7 protein-coding genes are annotated in these 4,527 nt (G+C 38.5%); 5 read left to right on the top strand and 2 right to left on the bottom strand.

Annotated features, from left to right (window positions below; translation table 11 throughout):
• Positions 1–363 precede the first annotated feature (363 nt).
• The 4 genes from NOL38_RS00035 to NOL38_RS00020 are packed head-to-tail and all read left to right on the top strand — an operon-like array spanning position 364 to position 2,557.
• Entirely contained in the window at positions 364–1,281 is a 918-nt protein-coding gene (locus tag NOL38_RS00035; RefSeq protein WP_277941031.1) for an IS1595 family transposase, read from the top strand.
• Positions 1,271–1,729 carry a hypothetical protein gene (locus tag NOL38_RS00030; RefSeq protein WP_172039967.1) on the top strand — a complete coding sequence of 153 codons (459 nt, stop codon included), beginning with the start codon at positions 1,271–1,273 and terminating at the stop codon, positions 1,727–1,729. The genes NOL38_RS00035 and NOL38_RS00030 overlap by 11 nt, the downstream gene beginning before the upstream one ends.
• Positions 1,729–2,016 (top strand): hypothetical protein, encoded by a 288-nt coding sequence (locus NOL38_RS00025; RefSeq protein ID WP_277941030.1) that lies wholly within the window; start codon positions 1,729–1,731, stop codon positions 2,014–2,016. The genes NOL38_RS00030 and NOL38_RS00025 overlap by 1 nt, the downstream gene beginning before the upstream one ends.
• Positions 2,009–2,557, top strand: a complete 549-nt coding sequence (locus tag NOL38_RS00020) for a DUF6036 family nucleotidyltransferase (RefSeq protein ID WP_277941029.1) — start codon at positions 2,009–2,011, stop codon at positions 2,555–2,557. Before NOL38_RS00025 ends, NOL38_RS00020 begins: the two co-directional genes overlap by 8 nt.
• 46 nt (positions 2,558–2,603) lie before the next feature.
• Here the strand turns inward: NOL38_RS00020 and NOL38_RS00015 are convergent, their stop codons facing one another.
• Both NOL38_RS00015 and NOL38_RS00010 read right to left on the bottom strand, forming a co-directional pair.
• Positions 2,604–3,197 carry a hypothetical protein gene (locus tag NOL38_RS00015; RefSeq protein WP_277941028.1) on the bottom strand — a complete coding sequence of 198 codons (594 nt, stop codon included), beginning with the start codon at positions 3,195–3,197 and terminating at the stop codon, positions 2,604–2,606.
• A 114-nt stretch (positions 3,198–3,311) separates the two neighbouring features.
• A complete protein-coding gene (locus NOL38_RS00010; protein ID WP_277941027.1) occupies positions 3,312–3,536 on the bottom strand; it encodes a hypothetical protein in 225 nt (74 codons plus the stop codon).
• 224 nt (positions 3,537–3,760) lie between these two features.
• On the opposite strand from NOL38_RS00010, the gene NOL38_RS00005 reads away from it, so the two are divergent.
• Positions 3,761–4,297, top strand: a complete 537-nt coding sequence (locus tag NOL38_RS00005) for a DUF1361 domain-containing protein (RefSeq protein ID WP_277941026.1) — start codon at positions 3,761–3,763, stop codon at positions 4,295–4,297.
• The last annotated feature ends 230 nt before the right edge of the window (positions 4,298–4,527 follow it).

Here is a 4,527-nt window from a genome sequence, read left to right as displayed (position 1 = left end):
CTGTGAGCTGTGAGCTGTGAGCTGTGAGCTGTGAGCTGTGAGCTGTGAGCTGTGAGCTGTGAGCTGTGAGCTGTGAGCTGTGAGCTGTGAGCTGTGAGCTGTGAGCTGTGAGCTGTGAGCTGTGAGCTGTGAGCTGTGAGCTGTGAGCTGTGAGCTGTGAGCTGTGAGCTGTGAGCTGTGAGCTGTGAGCTGTGAGCTGTGAGCTGTGAGCTGTGATTGCGTTCATAATACTCAATTTCCTTTATGTTTTGATACTTCTATTATATCAAAATTTTTGCATTCTGTATAGTAGAAGTTTACATTTTTATTGACAGACGCTCGTTCTTTCGGTATAATGTAATCAAGAAGTGAGGAGTACCAGTTATGAAATTTGAGTTTAAGTCATTATTCGATTTACAATCTGCTTTTCCTGACGAACAGTCATGTATAGACCATTTGGAAAATATGATTTGGGGCGATGTAATTATCAGCCCTTTTGATACTACTTCAAAGGTTTATAAGTGCAAAGGGAACAAGTACCGTTGTAAAAATACTGGCAAATACTTCAATGTCAAAACTGGCACTCTTTTTGATAATACTAAGATTGAATTGCGTAAATGGTTTATGGCAATTTGGCTTGTAACTTCCCATAAAAAAGGGATTTCTTCGGTGCAACTGTCAAAAGATATTGGCGTTACGCAAAAGACAGCTTGGTTTATGCTGGAACGTATTCGCAAATGCTTTGGTACTGAAAACGGCAATAGTCTTGATGATGTCGTAGAAGTTGATGAAACCTATATTGGCGGTAAAAATAAGAATCGTCATAACTCTAAGAAGGTCAAAAATGCTCAAGGGCGTTCATTGAAAGATAAATCTGCTGTAGTAGGTATGGTACAACGCAAAGGAAAAGTCAATGCTCATCATGTGCCAGATACAAAGACAAAAACATTGACCGAGCAAATCGTCAAATATGTCAAAGAGACTGCTCAACTTTACACAGACGAATGGCTGGGTTATAATAAAGTGGCTAAAATGTATCAACATAACTTTGTAAATCACGGTGCTCGTGAATATGTACAAGGTGATGTTTATACTAACACGATTGAAGGCTTTTGGGCTGGATTGAAACGTGGCGTTTTAGGAATTTATCATTCATGGTCTAAGAAATATCTTCAAGACTATGTAGATGAATTTGTTTTTCGTTATAATACTCGTGATTATTCGGATAGTCAGCGTTTTAATCTCTTACTTTCAAATGCCTGTGTCCGTACTAAATATAGGGAGCTGATTTATGGCTACTAATACACTAAATGATTTACATTTTGAATTGGAAAGGTCTATTTCTCGAAAAGTTGATAGTAAACTAATTGGGTATCAGGTTAGTCTTTCTGATAAATTTTATGACAAGTATACGAAATTCTGGAACAAGAAGTACAGTTTTGATTTTGTTACTAACCATCGTTCTTTTTACGCTCAACTAACAAAGACTTGTGTTTACGATGCGTTGAAAGAAAGCCTCAAAAAAGTAGATAGAAAAGCAATCGCTAAACACATGGCAGAGCTGGAAGCCTTGATTGATGTCGCAGAGAATAAAGAGGAGTTTCAAAACTTTTTTGAGAAAAAGTATCGTCTCAAATTCCCTGATTTGAATGACTGCGTTTATCCAAAGGAAAAAGAACTATCTGATTTTGATAAGAAACTTTGGATAGCAATGCACTATAATCCTAGAGAAAATAAAGGGGAACAGTAATGACAACTTGGTATGATTACATGGTAAGAGCCAGCGAACACGCTGGAAGTGATGGTGATTTATGGTTTCGCTATCTCTATAAGGTTATTCAAGATGACGGTACAAAGTTAACCACCGATGATGTTAAGCAGTTGTTAAAAAATCCTACCCTGACACCTTTTCAAAAGATAACCCTTCAAGATGCCTTAACAGACGGTACACATACAAGGGAACACGTCTTACAAGCCAATCGTAAGAGCCAACCAAAAGATATTCTGAAGCTGTTTAGAGAGGGGAACTATGGATAAGAAAGTTTTATTTGAAGCTCTAAATACAGAATTATGCAAGGAAAACATAGACCTTGAAATCATTTGTGTTGGTGGTTTTGTCCTAGAGTACTATAATCTTCGAGGAACACAGGATGTCGATGCCTTTTATCAAGAAGATGCTAAAATCAAAAGTATTATTGAGAAAGTTGGTAATTATTTCGGAGTGAACGAGCCTGAAGAACTGTGGTTGAATAATAACGTTGCTAATATGAATAGAATACCGCCACGCTCTATCTGTGAGAAGGCATATAGCTATTCAAACCTGACTGTCCTTGTTCCTCCACTTTCTTACATTCTCGGAATGAAACTAGAAAGCGGACGAGATAGAGACAGGCAGGATGCTGGGGACATTATTAAGCTGGTTAAAATCCGTTCCATAAAAGATGTTATTCAAAAGCTCAAAGAATACGGTTTTCAACCAGACATTTCACTGATATTGGAAGTCTTTGAAATTGCCTATGGTATGGAGTGGTTGGCAGAATATATGAGCGAACATCCTGAAGAATTTAGACATTATTAAAAGACGATTTTCGTTTAGAAGTCGCCTTTTTTGATAATCTTGAATACTATATATTGTATCTAGTGTAAACTGGTATATAGTTCCCTAAAATTGAAATTTCCGTCTCCTCAAAGGGAATGGTATGGAAGGCAGTCAGTTCTTGGTCATTAAGGAAATATTGAATCTCTTGGTGAAACTCTTCCCAACTTTTCTGAGAAGTGTCAAATCGTTTGTAGGCATCTGAGTAGTTCCCTTTTTGAAAATCCAAATAGAGCATCTTGAGACGCTTCCTTAACTCCACATCAAGTTCTGGAGATAGACGTTGCAAATCATCAGAAGTCTCTTTTTTCTTTTTTGGGAATAGGGTAGTAAAGAGTTTTATAAGTGCTATCAGGATGACCCCCTCAATCATACTAAATAATAATGGAATCAGCCCCATTAGTAATAGCTTTACTGAAGTAGTCCAGCTATCAAAGTATCCCAAGGCTAGTAGCCCAACAACAGCGATGATAAATGGCCAATTTTTTTCACGCTTGACTTTCTTTGTGTAAATCGTTGACTGTTTCGTAGCTAGTTCTCTATAATAAGCATTTTCAAAATTTGTTGTCGCCCAAGTTTTGAAAAACCAATTATAAAAGAGAAAGCCAAAAAAGGGCCCCATACCTAAAATACCAGCAATAGTGACAAGCCCCTCAGGCCATCCCTCTCCCTTTGTGATGAAAAAAAGAACCAAGGAAATAAGACCGATGAATAGAGAAAGAAGAAGCGAAGGGCTTTATATGGCCTCCCAAAAGGCCCAAAACCTTAATTTTCTGGTATATTTACTTTGTACTTCGCTACTAATATGCGCCCCCATAGCCAGATAGTAATCCTCAAAGGATGGATAGGAGGTCTTGCTCCCGTGCGTAACGCCATGAACATTTCCCTCCCGATCAAAATAAGACAGGGAGCCAGAAATATCTGCTAAGTGGTCATCGATAATTGTTGAGATAAAAGACATGATAAACTCCTTTCTGGTAAGATGTCGAATAGCGTCTACAATTCCAGTTTTCTTGCTAATGTTCCCATTCTATCATATTTTTGTGCAAAAACAAAGCGACTTCCCAGCCATAAACCTTCTGAGATATGTTATACTAGAAGAAGTTATGAAAAAGAATGGGGTTGTCTATGTTTTCACCTAAAAATCTCTTGATACATTTGTTTTTTGTTATTATTTGCGTCGGAATGCTCTTAAATGACGTTCAAAATACCGGCCTGATGTGGAATATGCTCTGGGCCTTGTTGGCCTTGGACTTTGCTATTTTGGTTCGCCAAAATAATCATACTGCCAGCAAGCTCTTGATCACACCATTTTGGCTCTTCTTCTATCCGAATACCTTCTACATTTTGACCGAACTGGTCAATCTCCAATTTACCAGCACAGCCCTCTGGGAAAGCAACAGCTTACTCCTCTTTATGCTCTATGTCCCAGCTATTCTCTTTGGAATTATGGCTGGCGTGGAAAGTTTAGAAGCTATTTTCAAAAGCTACAATATCAAATTCTATGGCTTGCGTTTGCTGATTATTGGTAGTCTTTCCCTCTTTGCCAGCTACGCTATTTATATCGGTCGCTATGCTAACATTCGCTCTTGGGATATTTTCACGCGCCCAGTAACAGTATTTACTAGCATGATTTCTGCAATAAGTTGGGATACCTTCCCCTTCATCTTTGGCTTTACCCTCATACAAATCATGGTCTTGGTCTTTGCCGTTGATGAATAAATGAGTTGAAAGAGGCTGGACAAAAAGCCCAGCACCGCTTCTCAACGTTAGTGTCAACATCTCAGCGCAGTAGTTGATTGGCAGATTTGTTCGTGTTTTACACTCCAAATCTGACCTAATCAACTGTGCGGGGGTGGGAGTGAAACAGTCTGGGGATAGACTGTTTCAGCTCAACAACTAGGAATAAAGACTTGTTGACGAACTCTTTTTATCTTGGTCGAGTTCTTATA

Origin of the sequence: Streptococcus suis, from assembly GCF_029616525.1 — a bacterium.
GTDB lineage: Bacteria > Bacillota > Bacilli > Lactobacillales > Streptococcaceae > Streptococcus > Streptococcus suis_AF.
Note: the sequence above shows the minus strand (reverse complement) of the source record. Positions and strands in the feature narration are given on the sequence as shown.